Origin of the sequence: Arthrobacter sp. ZGTC131 (assembly GCF_002929275.1) — a bacterium.
GTDB lineage: Bacteria > Actinomycetota > Actinomycetes > Actinomycetales > Micrococcaceae > Arthrobacter.
The window spans coordinates 1-532 of record NZ_PJIK01000105.1 but is presented as its reverse complement, the minus strand read 5'-3'; the positions used below and the strand labels follow the sequence as shown (position 1 = coordinate 532).

The window sequence follows — 532 nt, the reverse complement described above, 5'->3', positions numbered from 1 at the left end:
CCACGTCCGGGCGATAGTCTTTGACGAGCTGAGCCAACGTCTCGGTGAAGAACGCGCCTTTCCAGATGCGGTCCGGAAGCCCGAGCATGGCGCCCTGCTGGAAGACTTCGCTGCCTCCAGCCACAATCACTAGCGAGGGGTGGCCCTGAAGCTCGCCTAGGAGGCTTGCTACTTCGGTCTTTGCGCGCATGGCAAAGGCTTCGTCTGCGAAGGGATAATCGAAATTCGCAAACATCAGGTCCTGCCAGACCATGATGCCCAGTCGGTCGCAAAGGCGGAAGAAGTCTGCACTCTCATAGGTCATGGTTCCGCCGATGCGGATCATGTTCATGTTGGCTTCGGCCGACAAAGCGAGCCAAGGCGCATAGGCTTCGGCGGAGCCCGACAGTCGCAGGAGCTCGGCGCTGGTCCAGACCGAGCCGCGGCAGAAGACCGGCACACCATTGACCTTGAGCCCGAAGCCCTTGCCGTCTTCGTCGTGGTCCACCTCGATCCGTCGAAAGCCGACAAGTCCGAGGGGGTGGATGCGTCC

At 61.3% G+C, this 532-nt stretch carries 1 pseudogene; it reads right to left on the bottom strand.

Annotated elements, in window-relative coordinates:
- Nucleotides 1-487: pseudogene (locus tag CXQ90_RS21895) on the bottom strand (hypothetical protein); the annotation flags it as partial.
- Nucleotides 488-532 lie beyond the last annotated feature (45 nt).